13 protein-coding genes are annotated in these 14,095 nt (G+C 67.2%); 12 read left to right on the top strand and 1 reads right to left on the bottom strand.

All coding sequences use genetic code 11. The features are described from left to right. Nucleotides 1–101: 101 nt before the first annotated feature. Nucleotides 102–1,073 carry an NAD(P)H-dependent flavin oxidoreductase gene (locus LN047_RS02100; RefSeq protein WP_373981060.1) on the top strand — a complete coding sequence of 324 codons (972 nt, stop codon included), beginning with the start codon at nucleotides 102–104 and terminating at the stop codon, nucleotides 1,071–1,073. After that, the gene (locus tag LN047_RS02095) at nucleotides 1,070–1,807 is read left to right on the top strand and encodes an enoyl-CoA hydratase-related protein (protein ID WP_373981059.1); all 738 of its coding nucleotides are present in this window, start codon (nucleotides 1,070–1,072) and stop codon (nucleotides 1,805–1,807) included. The genes LN047_RS02100 and LN047_RS02095 overlap by 4 nt, the downstream gene beginning before the upstream one ends. Before the next feature lies 1 nt (nucleotide 1,808). Here the strand turns inward: LN047_RS02095 and LN047_RS02090 are convergent, their stop codons facing one another. Then, nucleotides 1,809–2,642: an enoyl-CoA hydratase/isomerase family protein gene (locus tag LN047_RS02090; protein WP_056327593.1), complete on the bottom strand. Its 834-nt coding sequence runs from the start codon at nucleotides 2,640–2,642 to the stop codon at nucleotides 1,809–1,811. A gap of 117 nt (nucleotides 2,643–2,759) precedes the next feature. Here LN047_RS02090 and LN047_RS02085 point away from each other — a divergent pair, with 117 nt between their 5' ends. The 10 genes from LN047_RS02085 (at nucleotide 2,760) to LN047_RS02040 (ending at nucleotide 13,138) form a co-directional block, all read left to right on the top strand. After that, nucleotides 2,760–3,608 carry an NAD(P)H-hydrate dehydratase gene (locus tag LN047_RS02085; protein WP_373981058.1) on the top strand — a complete coding sequence of 283 codons (849 nt, stop codon included), beginning with the start codon at nucleotides 2,760–2,762 and terminating at the stop codon, nucleotides 3,606–3,608. A 121-nt stretch (nucleotides 3,609–3,729) separates the two neighbouring features. After that, on the top strand, nucleotides 3,730–3,963 hold the full coding sequence (locus tag LN047_RS02080) for a hypothetical protein (RefSeq protein WP_008161006.1): 234 nt from the start codon (nucleotides 3,730–3,732) through the stop codon (nucleotides 3,961–3,963). A gap of 373 nt (nucleotides 3,964–4,336) precedes the next feature. Next, nucleotides 4,337–5,950, top strand: coding sequence for an ABC transporter substrate-binding protein (locus LN047_RS02075; protein WP_373981057.1), 1,614 nt, complete (start codon nucleotides 4,337–4,339; stop codon nucleotides 5,948–5,950). 135 nt (nucleotides 5,951–6,085) lie between these two features. Next, nucleotides 6,086–7,075, top strand: a complete 990-nt coding sequence (locus tag LN047_RS02070) for a succinylglutamate desuccinylase/aspartoacylase family protein (RefSeq protein ID WP_373981056.1) — start codon at nucleotides 6,086–6,088, stop codon at nucleotides 7,073–7,075. Nucleotides 7,076–7,176: 101 nt separating this feature from the next. Beyond that, nucleotides 7,177–8,154, top strand: coding sequence for an ABC transporter permease (locus tag LN047_RS02065; RefSeq protein WP_062839574.1), 978 nt, complete (start codon nucleotides 7,177–7,179; stop codon nucleotides 8,152–8,154). Nucleotides 8,155–8,160: 6 nt separating this feature from the next. Then, nucleotides 8,161–9,081, top strand: coding sequence for an ABC transporter permease (locus LN047_RS02060; RefSeq protein ID WP_056327598.1), 921 nt, complete (start codon nucleotides 8,161–8,163; stop codon nucleotides 9,079–9,081). After that, the gene (locus LN047_RS02055) at nucleotides 9,078–10,055 is read left to right on the top strand and encodes an ABC transporter ATP-binding protein (protein ID WP_056327599.1); all 978 of its coding nucleotides are present in this window, start codon (nucleotides 9,078–9,080) and stop codon (nucleotides 10,053–10,055) included. Before LN047_RS02060 ends, LN047_RS02055 begins: the two co-directional genes overlap by 4 nt. Before the next feature lie 3 nt (nucleotides 10,056–10,058). After that, nucleotides 10,059–11,069 (top strand): ABC transporter ATP-binding protein, encoded by a 1,011-nt coding sequence (locus LN047_RS02050; protein ID WP_056327600.1) that lies wholly within the window; start codon nucleotides 10,059–10,061, stop codon nucleotides 11,067–11,069. After that, nucleotides 11,069–11,974, top strand: coding sequence for a hydrolase (locus LN047_RS02045; protein WP_056327601.1), 906 nt, complete (start codon nucleotides 11,069–11,071; stop codon nucleotides 11,972–11,974). Before LN047_RS02050 ends, LN047_RS02045 begins: the two co-directional genes overlap by 1 nt. 33 nt (nucleotides 11,975–12,007) lie before the next feature. Further along, nucleotides 12,008–13,138 (top strand): M20 family metallopeptidase, encoded by a 1,131-nt coding sequence (locus LN047_RS02040; protein WP_338617485.1) that lies wholly within the window; start codon nucleotides 12,008–12,010, stop codon nucleotides 13,136–13,138. Nucleotides 13,139–14,095: the final 957 nt, after the last annotated feature.

Raw genomic sequence — 14,095 nt, 5'->3', positions numbered from 1 at the left:
TGACAGCCCTTCCGCGCATGCCGTTAAATAAAGATTAATTAATTACCGGACGGTCGGTAGGTAATTAATATACTCCAAAACCAACAACGAGACGACGCCCCATGCCCCATCCCCTCGTGACTGATTTGTATGGCCAGATGTCCCTGCCGGTCATCAGCGCCCCGATGTTCATCGTCTCCAACCCCAAACTGGTCATCGCCCAGTGCACGAGCGGCATCGTGGGGTCGTTTCCCGCGCTGAACGCGCGGCCGCAGACGCTCTTGACCGACTGGCTCGACGAAGTCCAGGCGGGGCTGGCGTCCCACCGCGAAGCCCACCCCGGCGACCGCGTCGCGCCGTTTGCCGTCAACCAGATCATCCACCAGTCCAATGACCGCCTGGAGGCGGACCTGGCCGTATGCGCCAGCCACCGCGTGCCGCTCATCATCACCAGCCTGCGCGCCCCCGGCGACCTGGTGAAGGGCGTTCACGATTGGGGCGGCAAGGTTTTCCATGACGTCACCACCATCCGCCACGCCGAAAAGGCGCTGGAAGCGGGGGTGGATGGGCTGATCCTGGTGTGCGCGGGCGCGGGCGGCCACGCCGGCACGCTGAGCCCCTTCGCACTGATCTCCGAGGTTCGCCGCTTTTACGACGGCCCGCTGATTCTGTCGGGCGCCATCACCTCGGGCGCGCACGTGCTCGCCGCGCAGGCCATGGGCGCGGACTTTGCCTACATGGGCACGCGCTTCATTGCCAGCGAGGAAGCCAACGCCAGCGAGGGCTACAAGGCCGCCATCGTCGAGGCCAGCGCGTCGGACATCCTGTACACGCCGTTCTTCACGGGCATCCCGGGCAACTACCTGAAGGCCAGTATTGCCGCCGCCGGCCTGGACCCTGCCAACCTGCCCGAGCCCGATAGCGGCGCCTCCAATTTCGGCTCGACGCGCGTCAAGCCCTGGAAGGACATCTGGGGCGCCGGCCAGGGCGTGGGCGGCATCGCCAGCGTCGAACCCACGCGCAAGATCGTCGACACGCTGCGGCGCGAATACGCCGAGGCGAAAGCCCGCCTGGCCGCGGCCCCGCACGCATGAGCGCCGGCCTGAAGGTCCAGCGCGACGGCGCCGTCCTGACGCTGACGATCGACCGGCAGGACCGCCGCAACGCGCTAGACACCGCCACCTACGCGGCGCTGACGGAGCAGATTTCGCTGGCCAGCGCCGACGTGACGCTGTCCGCAGTCATCCTGACCGGCGCGGGCGATCACTTCACGGCGGGCAACGACTTGCGCGACTTCCAGGCCGAGCGTGGCGCGGGCGACAGCGCGGGCCTGACCTTCCTACGCGCGCTGACCACGGCCGACGTGCCGGTCATCGCCGCCGTCGAGGGCTACGCCATCGGCATCGGCGTGACGCTGCTGCAGCATTGCGACTTTGTCCACATCGGCGAAGGCGCCACGCTGCGCATGCCGTTCGTCGCCCTGGGTTTGTGCCCGGAAGGCGCGTCCAGCCTGCTGATGCCGCGCCTGGCCGGCCGCCGGGCAGCGCAATGGCTGATGCATGGCAAGGCCTTCACGGCGGACGACGCGGTGCAGGCCGGGCTGGCCACGTCGGTCACGCCGAAGGGCCAGGCGCTGGCCGAGGCGCAGGCCACCGCCGCGGATCTGGCGCGCCAGCCGCCCGCCGCGCTACGGCTCACCAAGGCGATGATGAAGCGGGCGGACCGGCAGGCCATCCAGGAGACGCTGGACTACGAAGCCCAGCAGTTTCGCGCGCGCCTGCAGACCGAAGAAGCGCAGGCGGCGTTCGCGAAGTTCTTCAAGAAATAGGTCAGAACGGCGAATCGGGCCGGAAATTCGGCGCCCGGCGTTCGCGCAGGGAATTGATGCCCTCGCGCACGTCCGGGCCGCCAAAACCCATGAATTCAAGCGCCAGCGAGGTGTCGAAGGTCGGCCCCGCCATCCGCAGCCAGTTGTTCAGCGAGTACTTGGTCCAGCGGATCGCCGTCTGCGAACCGGCCGCCAGCTTGTTGGCCACCTCGAACGCCTTGCCGATCAGCTCGGCCTCGTCCACGCAGAGCGACACCAGACCGATGCGCTCGGCTTCCTCGCCCGAGACCGTCTCGCACAGCATCAGGTAGTACTTGGCCTTGGCCATGCCGCACAGCAGCGGCCAGACAATGGCGGCGTGGTCGCCCGCCGTCACGCCCAGGCGGGTGTGGCCGTCGATGATGCGGGCGTCGCGCGCCGCGATGGAAATGTCGGCCAACAGCCCGGCCACCAGACCCGCCCCCACCGCCGCGCCGTGCATGGCGGACACGATCGGCTTGCTGCAATTGATGATGTTGTAGACCAGGTCGCGCGCCTCGCGCCAGACGCGGGTGCGCACGTGGAAGTCGTCGGCCATCTGCTGCACCAGCTCCAGGTCGCCGCCGCCCGAGAACCCCTTGCCCTCGCCGCGGATCACCACCACCCGCGTGTCCGGATCGGTGTCGATGTCGCGCCAGATGTCGGCCAGTTCGCGGTGCATGCGGTCGTCGGCCGTGGACAACTTGCCCGGCACGCCGCCCTTGGTCCCCATGATCAATTCCAGTACGCCGCCGGGGTGGCGGCGCAGCTTCAGGGATTCGTAGGCCGAATAGTGTTCCAGCGTAATGTCGGTCATTGTCTGCTCCGGGTCGTCTCTTGGTTGTTCGCGCCCCGCCCGAGGCGGCCGCGTTTTTGCGCACTATAGTGGATACGGCCGACCCGCCATGACGATTTCCCCCCGGAGCCTCACCCCATGAACACCCCCGCCATCCCCATCGACCGCGCCGCGCTGCCTGCCCTGTTCGCCCCCCGCGCGCAGGATACGCACAAGGGCAGCTTCGGCACCGTGGGGGTGGTGGGCGGCGGCGCCGGCATGACGGGCGCGGCGCTGCTCGCCGCCCGCGCCGCCTTGAAGACCGGCGCCGGAAAGGTGCTGGTGGGCTTTGTCCAGGACACGCTGCCCTTGCCCTGCGACCCCCTGCAACCCGAATTGATGCTGCGCGACTTCCGCTCGCTGCTGGAAGTAGACTGGGGTGTTACCGCGTGGGTCGCCGGCTGCGGAATCGGCACGAGCCAGCTGGCCGCAAATGCGTTGTCGGAGTTGTTCGTCCTGCGGCGCGAGGCCCCGCTGGTGCTGGACGCCGACGGCCTGAACCTGCTGGCCCGGGGCGAAATCCACCCCAACTGGGGCGCCGGCCCGGTCGTGCTGACCCCCCACCCCGCCGAGGCCGCCCGCTTGCTGGGCGGCAGCACACCCGATGTCCAGCGCGACCGCCCCGCCGCCGCCCGGCAGTTGGCGCAGCGCTTCCAGGCCTGGATCGTCCTCAAGGGTGCCGGCACCGTCGTATGCGGGCCCGGCGGAAGTCTGCACATCAACACCAGCGGCAACCCGGGCCTGGCTACCGCGGGAACCGGGGACGTATTGGCCGGCATGCTGGGTTCCCTGCTTGCCCAAAAACTGCCGCTGGACCAGGCCGTGCACGGGGCGGTCTGGCTGCACGGCGCCGCCGCCGATGCGCTGGTCGCCCAGGGTGTCGGCCCCATCGGCCTGACGGCCGGAGAGCTTGCGGACGCGGCCCGCGCCCTGCGTAACGGGCGCTAAGTCCATGTCCCACAAACATTTTTACAACATACTAGGGTTTTCCCTTAAAATGACATTGCTATTTGCCTAGGGTTATCCCTATAATGGTTTACCCCATGACGAAACGGACTGGAGCCAAACCATGAGCGAACTGACCCTGAACAACACTGCCCGCCTGACCGACGCGCTGGAGCGTGACCTGCTCCGCGGCGCTCTCGAAAACCAACCGAATTCTCACCCGCTGACCAGCCTGAAGAAGGCTGGCCAATCCGTAGCAGCCGCTGTTGCCGCCGTCTTTGCTTTCATCGACGAAGTGAACGAATCGATGAACAAGGCTCGCGCCGCCAGCTCGCGCTTCTCCGGATCGCAGTGGTAATAACAGCCGCGCCAGGCTGATTCGCGACAGATCTCCCGCGAATCAGCCTGGCGCGCTGACGTTGCAGCGCCCGCCGGGTAAGCCCCGGCGCCCGCCGCAACGCATCGGCGCTGATCCCTCACCGGCGCCATCGCGCCGCGGGCGGCCCCTAAAGGCCCCGCGACGCCCTCTTTCCCTCCCCCCTCTCGGCGTTTTCCCTAGCGCCTCGATCGCCGCTGCGCATTGACAGCGCGCGAACCCCCTACCGATAATCGGCCCCTTGCCGTCGTGCCCTGGCGACAATTTCCTCGCACGCCCCCTGCCGACGCAGTCGTCCCCAGGCACGCGAGGCCGCCCGCACGATCCGGTTCGTTCCCCATCCGGAGTTGTCACCATGAAGTTGCGCACTACCCTGGCCCTTGTGGCCGCCGCCATCCCCCTGGCAGCCGCCCAAGCCCAGACGCTGAAGATCGGCCTGTCGGCCGAACCCACCTCGGCGGACCCCCACTATCACAAGATGACGCAGAACGACGCGTTCTCCGCGCACGTCTACAACTCGCTGGTGGGCCGCAGCGCCGACATGAAGCTGGTTCCCCAGCTTGCGACTTCCTGGAAGAACCTGGACGATCTGACCTGGGAATTCAAGCTGCGCGACGACGTCAAGTTCTCCAATGGCAAGCCGTTCACCTCCGAAGACGTGCTGTTCACGATCTGCCGGACGCTGAACAACGAAACCAACGTGTCGCAGTCCTACATGGACATGACCAAGCGCATCACCGACGTCCAGACGCCGGACGCGCACACCGTCATCATCAAGACGGGTGAACCCTTCCCCCTGATGCCCGCCGAACTGGCCCGCTCGCTGCCGATCATCTGGAACGGCATCGTCGAGCACGGCAAGCTCACGTACGACCCCAAGAAGGGTTGCGGCGTGACGGGCGCCTGGCCCACCGTGGTCGACTTCAACAACGGCAAGGACGCCATCGGCACCGGCCCCTACATGCTGAAGTCCTACGTCAAGGGCACCGGCATCGAACTCGTGCGCAACGAAAACTACTGGGGCGAGAAGCCGCACTGGAAGGAAGTGAAGTTCGTGCCGGTGCCCTCGGCCGGCCCGCGCCTGACCGGCCTGCTGTCCGGCGACTTCGACATGATCGAAAACCCCGCCGCCCGCGACCTGCCGCGCCTGAAGGACAATCCGAAGTTCGGCTTCGTGGCCACGCCGTCCACCCGCCTGGTGTTCTTCCAGCCGGACGTGGGCCGCAACCCGAGCCCGTTCGTCAAGAGCGCCGACGGCAAGAACCCGCTGCAGGACCTGCGCGTGCGCAAGGCCATCAACATGGCCATCGACCGCAAGACCATCACCGCCCGCATCATGGACGGCATGGCCACCCCCGCCTACCAGTACATGCCCGACGGCATGTTCGGCGCGCTGCCCAAGGCCCCGGAAATCAAGTACGACCCGGAAGGCGCCAAGAAGCTGCTGGCCGAAGCCGGCTATCCGAACGGCTTTGAACTGACGCTGTCGTCCACCAACGACCGTTACGTCAACGACGGCCAGATTGCCCAGGCCGTGGCCCAGTACCTGTCGCGCGTCGGCATCAAGACCAACGTGGACGCGATGACCGCCTCCATCTACTTCCCCAAGCGCGCCAAGCGCGAGTTCAGCTTCTCGATGGGCGGCTGGCCGGCGGAAACGGGTGAGGCCTCGGCGCTGTTCCAGCTGTGGGTCGCCACGCTGGATTCGCCCGTCAGCCTGGGCACCAGCAACTACGGCGGCTTCTCGAATGCCGACTTCGACAAGGTCTACAAACAGGCCATCGTGACGGTCGATCCCGCCAAGCGAGAAAAGCTGCTGCAGGAATCCACCCAGATCGCCCTGGACAACGTGCCACTGATCCCGCTGCACTTCGAGAGCAGCATCTGGGCGTACCGCAAGGGCATTTCGTACGAAGGCCGCCGCGACCAGTACACCCTGGCCACGTCGGTCAAGCCCGACGCGAAGTGAGCAGGCAGGGCTGAGTAAAGAAGAAACGGCTGCCTCGTGCAGCCGTTTTGCCTTGGGGCGGCGCAGTTGCCGTACCCAGGCCCGCAGCCCCCCGCCTCATCCCCTATACAATCGTCTGGCTTCATCGGAACTGCCATGCCCACGTCTTTGCCCCCGTCTTCGTCCGCGCCCCCGTCTCCCCTGCGTCCTTTCCTGCTGGCCTGTCCGGACCTGTCGGCCGAGCGCGTGGGCAACACCGACACGCCCGGCGTCTGGCACTTCGATTCCGGCGCGCCCGGCAAGCGCGTGCTGCTGAGCGCGCTGATCCACGGCAACGAGCTCTGTGGCGCCTGGGCGCTGAAGGACCTGCTTGCCGCCGGGCTGCGCCCGCGCCGCGGCACGCTGACGCTGGCGTTCTGCAACCTGGCCGCGTTCGACCGGTTCGACGCGCGCAACTACGCCCCCGCGCGCTTCGTGGACGAAGACATGAACCGCGTCTGGAGCGACGACAAGCTTTCCGTACCGATCTCGCAAGAACGCCGCCGCGCCGCGGCCCTGCGCCCGTGGGTGGAACAGGCCGACTGGCTGCTGGACTTTCACTCGATGAGCAATTCCGACGTGCCGCTGCAGCTGACCGGCCTGGAACAGCGCAACATCGATCTGGCCCTCGCCCTGGGCAATCCCGCCACCATCATTGCCGACGCGGGCCACGCCGCCGGCGTGCGCATGCGCGATTTCGGCCGTTTCGGCGAAGCCGGCGACAACGGCACGCGGTCCCTCCTGATCGAATGCGGCTTTCACGGCGCTCCCGAGGCGCGCGGCGTGGCCGCCGACCAGATGGCGCGCTTTCTGGTGCAGGCCGGCACCGTGGACCGCAGCGACATCCCCGCCGCCTGGTTCGCGCCCGGCGCGCCGCTGCAGCGCGCGCTGCGCGTCACGCACGCCGTCGCCGCCAAGAGCGCCGACTTCCGTTTCGCCGAGCCCTGGAAGGGCCTGGAAACGCTGCCCCGCGCCGGCACCGTCATCGGCTGGTCGGAAGGCGAGCCCGTCACCACGCCCTACGACAACTGCGTGCTCATCATGCCGTCCACCGCCAACCTGCGGCCTGGCGTGACCGTCGTGCGCCTGGCGCAGCCGATCACTTAGCGTGCAGGCTGGCCTGACTTGAATATCCGGGCCCTGTCCGCCAGGCCCGCCCGATAACCCCGGCTTTTCCCCAACCCCGAGCCCACCAAGGAAATCAACACGTGGCCTTGTTCATCCTACGCAGACTGATACAGAGTCTGTTCGTGCTGCTGGCCGTTTCGGTCGTGGTCTTCTTCGCGGTGTATGCCGTGGGCGACCCGATCGAGCTGCTGGTCAGCCCCGAAGCCAGCCAGGCCGCGCGCGAGGCGATGATCGCCCGCCTGGGCCTGGACCTGCCCGTGTGGCAGCAGTACACCGGGTTCCTGTGGCGCGCGCTGCATGGCGACCTGGGCACCTCCTTCGTGCACGGCATTCCCGCGATCGAACTGATCGTGCAGCGCATTCCGGCCACGTTCGAACTGGTGTTCGTCGCGATCATGCTGACCTGTGTGATCGGCATTCCGCTGGGCCTGGTCGCGGGCCTGTACCGCGACGAGTACGTGGGCCGCGGCATCATGGCCTCGTCGGTGCTGGGCTTTTCGCTGCCGAACTTCTGGCAGGGCATGATGCTGATCCTGCTGTTCGCCGTCTGGCTGGGATGGCTGCCCGCCACCGGCCGCGGCGACACGGTCGACGTGCTGGGCGTGCGCCTGTCCATCCTGACCGCCGACGGCTGGTCGCACCTGATCATGCCGGCGATCAACCTGGCGCTGGCCAACATCGCGCTGGTGCTGCGCATGACCGCCTCGGGCGTTGTCGAGGCCCGCAGCCAGGACTACGTGAAGTTCGCGCGCGCCAAGGGCGTCAAGCCGGGCCGCATCGTGCGTCGCCACATCCTGCGCAACATCCTGATCCCCGTGGTCACGGTGATCGGCATGGAATTCGGCACGCTCATCGCCTACTCCACCATCACCGAAACCGTGTTCGCGTGGCCCGGCATGGGCAAGCTGCTGATCGACAGCGTCTACCAGCTCGACCGTCCCGTGGTCGTTGCCTACGTGATGCTGGTCACGCTGATCTTTGTCGTCATCAACCTGGTTGTGGACATCCTGTACGCGGCGCTCGACCCGCGCGTGCAGCTCGTGGCCCCCGCTCAATAAACCGCCATGGCTAATACTCCGAATCCTGGCCGCACCCGCACCGTCCAGCCCCTGGCCGAGACGCCGCGGCGCGCCGCCATCCTGAAAAAACTGCACGCGCGCCCGACGGTGCGCGGCTCCGTCATCGCGCTGGCCGTCCTGGTGATCCTGGTGGTCTTCGCGCCGTTCTTCGCGCCGCAGAACCCCTACGACCTTGCCAACCTGTCGCTCATGGACGGCCGGCTTGCGCCGCGCCAGGCGCTGATGGACGGCAGCATCGCGTGGCTGGGCACCGACGACCAGGGCCGCGACATGCTCAGCGCCATTTTGTATGGCCTGCGCATCAGCCTGATGGTGGGCCTGACCGCCGTCGTGCTGGCCACCGCCATCGGCGGCGCGATCGGCCTGGTTGCCGCCTACGTGGGCGGCTGGGTCGACACCGTGCTGATGCGCATCGTCGACTTCATCCTGGGCTTTCCGACCATTCTGGTGGCGCTGGTGCTGCTGGTGGTGCTGGGCCGCGGGGTCGACAAGGTGATTCTTGCGCTGGTCCTTGTGCAATGGGGGCACTACGCGCGCATCATGCGCAGCCGCGCCCTGCAGGAACGCCGCAAGGAATACGTCGAGGCGGCCGCCAACCTGGGCTTTCCGGCCTGGCGCATCATGCTGTATCACCTGCTGCCCAACTGCCTGGGGCCGGTGATGGTGTTCGCCACCATCCAGATCGCCACCGCGATCGCGCTGGAAGCGACGCTGTCGTTCCTGGGCGTGGGCGTGCCGATCACCGAACCGTCGCTGGGCCTGTTGATCTCCAACGGCTTCCAGTACCTGCTGTCGGGCGACTACTGGATCAGCCTGTTCCCGGGCATTGCGCTCCTGGTGCTGATCCTTTCCATCAACATCGTGGGCGACCGCCTGCGTGAAGCCCTGGACCCCCGCCGAGCATGAGCGACATTCTTCTTGATGTGCGCGGCCTGCGCACTGCATTCCATACCGAGGCCGGCGCGTGGCTGGCGGTCGACGGTGTCGACCTGACCGTGCGCCGTGGCGAGATCGTGGGTCTGGTGGGTGAATCCGGTTCCGGCAAGTCCGTGACGGGCTTTTCGCTGCTGGGGCTTATCGACCCGCCGGGCGAAGTCGTCGACGGCGAGGTGAAGTTCAAGGGCACGGACCTGCGCAAGCTGTCCGAAGAGCAGATGCGCCAGTTGCGCGGCAACCGCATCGCCATGATCTTCCAGGACCCGCTGATGACGCTGAACCCGGTGCTGCGCATCGGCGAGCAGATGATGGAAGCGATCCTGACGCACGAGGACGTGCCGCGCGCCCAGGCCGAGGAGCGCTGCCGCGAGGCGCTGGCCATGGTCGGCATCCCGTCGCCGGAAAAGCGCCTGAAGAGCTACCCGCACGAGTTCTCGGGCGGCATGCGCCAGCGCGTGGCGATCGCCATCGCGATGCTGAACAAGCCCGACCTCATCATCTGCGACGAGCCCACCACGGCGCTGGACGTGACCATCCAGGGCCAGATCCTCTACCGCATGCAGCAGATCTGCCGCGAGCACAACACGGCGCTGATCTGGATCACCCACGATCTGGGCGTGGTGGCCGAGCTGGCCGACCGCGTGGCCGTGATGTATGCCGGCCGCATCGTCGAAAGCGGCCCGGTCGAGCAGGTGCTGGATGCGCCGCGCCACCCCTACACCCGCGGCCTGTTGGACTCGATGCCCGGCGCCACGCAACCGGGCGCGCGCCTGCACCAGATCAACGGCATGGCGCCCAGCCTTGCCGCCCGTCCGGCGGGCTGTGCGTTCCGGCCGCGCTGCACCCACGCGGTCACGCGCTGCACCGAGCAAGCCCCCTCCGTCACCACCGAAGGTTCGCGCAGCTATCGCTGTTACGTGCCGATCGCCCGCGAGGCACAGTAAGCAATGAGCCAAGCCGATACCCCCGTCATCGAGCTCAAGAACGTCCACAAGCGCTTCGAGCAGCGGCCTGACCTGGCCCAACGCATTCTCGCCCTGACCGGCCGTCCCATCGACCGCCGCACCGTGTACGCGGTCAACGGCGTGGACCTGTCCATCAAGCGCGGCGAAGTCGTGGGCCTGGTGGGCGAGTCCGGTTGCGGCAAGTCCACGCTGGGCCGCGTCGTGGCCGGCCTGCACCGCCAGACCGAAGGCGAGCTGCTGTACCAGGGCATGGACGCCAACCGCCTGCGCGGCGCCGACAAGCTGGCGTACACGCTGGGCGTGCAGATGATCTTCCAGGACCCGCAGGCGTCGCTGAACCCGCGCCAGCGGCTGCGCCAGATCCTGGGCGAATCGCTGAAGGTGCACAAGCTGGCGCCTCCCAACGAGATCCCCGCCCGCATCGACCAGGCGCTGACCGAAGTGGGCCTCGCCACGGAATACCGCGACCGCTTCCCGCATCAGATCTCGGGCGGCCAGCGCCAGCGCATCGGCATCGCCCGCGCGCTGATGGTGGCCCCCAAGTTCCTGGTCTGCGACGAGCCCGTTGCCGCCTTGGACGTGTCGATCCAGGCGCAGGTGATCAACCTGTTCATGGACCTGCGCGAGCAGCACGGCTTCACGTACCTGTTCATCAGTCACGACCTGGGCGTGGTCAAGCACATCTCGGACCGCGTCGCGATCATGTACCTGGGCAAGATCGTCGAGATCTCGACGTCAGCCGAGATCTTCGCCCGCGCCAACCATCCGTACACGCAGGCGTTGATGGCCGAGGTGCCGGACGTGGCGCGCCGCGGCCGCAAGTTCACGCCGATCAAGGGCGAGATTCCGTCGCCGCTGAATCCGCCTTCCGGCTGCACGTTCAATCCCCGTTGTCCCCACGCGATGCCGCGCTGCCGTGAAGTGGCGCCGCCCTTGAAAGAAATCTCGGCTGGCCACTGGTCGGCCTGCCACCTGAACGAAGCGAGCGCCTGATGAAACCTTCCGACATGTCCAATGTGGACCGCATCGCCATCGAAATGGGCCATGCGGGCCGCAACGCCATCCTGTACGTGGATGAGGACCGCAACTACGACCGTCCGTTCAAGCTGCAGACCTACCGCCCCTACGGCTACACGCCGGACCGCCCGGTGGTGATCGTGCAGCACGGCGTGCTGCGCAACGGCGACGAATACCGCGACTTCTGGGTCGAAGCCGCCGACAAGCACAAGCTGCTGATCGTGGCGCTGACGTTCTCGAACGAGATCTGGCCGGGCGTTGAAAGCTACAACAACGGCCGCGTGTTTTCGGCGGGCGGCAATCCGCGCCACATCGATGGCTGGACGTACGCGCTGGTGGGCAACGTCATCAGGGACATGATTGCCGGCGAGATCACCGACGGGCAGAACGTCTACCTGTTCGGCCACAGCGCGGGCGGCCAATTCGTCCACCGCCTGATGAGCAGCCAGCCGCATGCGCCGTTCAAGGCGGTGACGGCGGGCAATCCCGGCTGGTACACGCTGCCGACGTTCGACTATCCCTATCCCGAGGGGATGGACGGCGTGGGTCTGACCGAGGACCATCTGGTCAAGCTGCTGGCCTACCCGATGACCATCCTGGCAGGCGACAAGGACATCGAGACCAACGACCCGAACCTGCCGTCCGAACCCGCCGCCATGCGCCAAGGCCCGCACCGCTTCGCGCGCGCGCAGAATTACTTCGAATTCGGCCGCAAGGAAGCCGAGCGCCGCGGCGTGCCGTTCGGCTGGAAGCTGCAGGTGGTGCCCGGCATCGGCCACGACGGCCGCGCCATGTCGGCCGTCTGCGCGAGCCTCTGGTTCGACGGCAAGATGCCCGACGACGCCGAACTCGCCCGCCTGGCCGGCCAGCAGGTCGCCTGAACCCTTTTCCCATCGCTGAAACCCGATATCGCCATGTCCAACACCCAGAGCACTGAACAGATCGTCGCCGGCATCCAGAGCTGGCTGCAATGCGAGTCGCCGTCGAACTTTCCCGAAGGCATCGCCGCGATGGCGCGCATCATCGCCGACTACGCGGCCGCCGCCGGCCTGACCGTTGAGCTGTCGTCGCTGGGCCCCACGACGGGGCCGCTGCTGTACGCGACCAACCGCGCCCCCGGCGACACGCGTCCGGGCATCCTGATCCTGGCGCACATGGACACGGTGCATCCGGTGGGCACGCTGCTGGAAAACCCCGTGCGCATCGACGGCGACCGTCTCTACGGCCCGGGCAGCTATGACATGAAGGCGGGCATCTACCTGGCGCTGACGGCCCTGGCCGGCGTGGCGCGTCCGGGCGCTACGCAACTGCCGGTGGACTTCCTGGTGGTTCCCGACGAAGAAACGGGCAGCCACGCCTCGCGCGCGCACATCGAACGCTTCGCCGCGAACGCGAAGTACGCGCTGGTCTGCGAACCTGCCCGCCCCAACGGCGGCAAGTGCGTGACGGCGCGCAAGGGCACGGGCATGCTGAACCTGAACGTCAAGGGCCGTCCCGCCCACGCAGGCATGCAGCACGAGAAGGGCCGCAGCGCGATCCGCGAAATGGCCCACCAGGTGCTGGCGCTGGAAGCCATGACCGACTACGACCGCGGCATCACGGTCAGCGTGGGCACGATCGCCGGCGGCACGGTCACCAACACGGTGCCGGCCCTGTGCCGCTGCGTCGTCGACTTCCGCGTGCCCGACATGGGCGCCGCCGAAGACGTGCTGCGCCGCATGCGCGAACTGTGCGCGGTGGGTCCGGACGTTGAACTGGACATCGACGTCGAACTGAACCGGCCCCCGATGGTCAAGACGGAAGAAGCCGCTGCATTGCTGGCATTGGTGCAAGGTTTCGCGGACCGCGCGGGCTTCCTGCTTGAAGACGCGCCGATGACGGGCGGCGGCAGCGACGCCAACTTCACGTCGGCAATGGGTATTCCGACGCTGGACGGTCTCGGCGCGGATGGAGATGGGGCGCATACGCTGAACGAGTATGTGCTGGTGTCTACGTTGGAGCAGCGGTTGAAGTTTTGGGAATTGCTGCTGCGGGATTTGGCTTGAAGGTTTGGGTTTTTGGATGTTGTTGGTGGGGTTGATGTCGCGCGGGGGGTGTGAGTTCTTTTGACGCCCGGTGCGGCGTGGGCCTGGGGCGGGCGGGGCTCCGATTGCGGTCCGGAGCCTTCGCTCCGGACTGCCCCGTGCTCAACCTCGTCCGCCTTCGGCTCCCTTCGGTTTCCGCCGGGCGCATCTAAACGCCCCGCCCACCCCAGGCCCACGCCACACCGGGCTCTGCGGTTGAATCTTTACGGGCGGCGGGGCGAGTCGGGTTTTTAACGTTCTTGCACGCAGTCGTTTGGAAGAGAAGCGTCTTGCGGGGCCCGCCCCCGGGCGGCCGCGCGGGCGGCCTTCGTGGGCTTACGCGGCGTCTTGCGTCGTAGCGATGACGCTTCGCATGTGGCTGCGCCTGCCCCTGGTGTCTGACACCCTGGCGAGATTCCCGTCATGCCAAGAGCGTCTCCCTAGGGTGTCAGACACCGGCAGCAGCAGACGCCCTAGGCAGGTTCAGGCAGCGACGCCAATAATCCTCCTAAGGTGTCTGACACCCTGGCGAGATTCCCGTCATACCAAGTGCGTCTCCCTAGGGTGTCAGACACCGGCAGCAGCAGACGCTCTGGGCAAGTTCAGGCAGAGACGCCAATAACCGTCACTTGAACCCCAGTGCCCGATGGGCGGCGCGTACTGGTCGGCAAGCTGTGGCGACCCGTCGCCGCGCCGCCCATCACCGCCCCTCCCCCGTGACGGCGGCCCATTAGCTAACAACTCTCTGCCAGCGCGCAAGCGCGCATCGCCCCGACGACCAGACGCCCGTATGCCGATTGCCGCCGCCCGGGCGGCAGCAATTCGGCGGCCCCGCAAATCCCCTTCCCTGTCCACAGGTCTTGTAGCGCGCAAACCAAAGACCCTCGTAGCACGGCGTCGCGGTCACCGTGGGTGCGAGCGCCGTCGATGCGCCCGAGG

Origin of the sequence: Achromobacter sp. JD417, from assembly GCF_041879325.1 — a bacterium.
GTDB classification, from domain to species: Bacteria; Pseudomonadota; Gammaproteobacteria; order Burkholderiales; family Burkholderiaceae_B; genus Achromobacter; species Achromobacter mucicolens.
Note: the sequence above shows the minus strand (reverse complement) of the source record. Positions and strands in the feature narration are given on the sequence as shown.